Consider the following 422-nt stretch of genomic DNA (forward strand, 5'->3'; position numbering starts at 1 on the left):
GAAGCTCACGTCGTCCTGCAGGGGATCATTGCTCATGCTGTGATAGAGCTCGAAACAGGGGCCGTCGCCGAACGCCAGCCCGGCGGAAACGATGTCGCCTATGTGCTCCTGCCAGCGCGGCCCGTACTGGTTGCGATCCGTGATGAGGTAGCGGGACTGGGCGTAACGCCCGGCGGGGATGAGCTGGGTCTCCACCTCACCCGTCCCAAGGGTTCCCACCGGCACCGTGACACCTATGTCGGTACGGCACTGGGTCGGTGGCGTCACCTCGGGGTTGTCGTGGTAGATGAAGATCCACTCCCCCTGCTCGAGCCCGCGCGCAGCAGCCCACTGGTGCAGGCGGTTGCAGACGGCGTCATACCCTTCGCCATAGGGGCCGGTGACCCGGACTTAGGCCAGAGTACGGGCGTCCATCTCGATGG

General features: G+C 65.4%; 1 pseudogene. It reads right to left on the bottom strand.

Features of this window, described 5'->3' with window-relative positions:
- Positions 1 to 422: pseudogene (locus JWG39_RS16190) on the bottom strand (AraC family transcriptional regulator); the annotation flags it as partial.

Source organism: Desulforhopalus vacuolatus (assembly GCF_016918505.1).
Classification (GTDB): Bacteria; Desulfobacterota; Desulfobulbia; order Desulfobulbales; family Desulfocapsaceae; genus Desulforhopalus; species Desulforhopalus vacuolatus.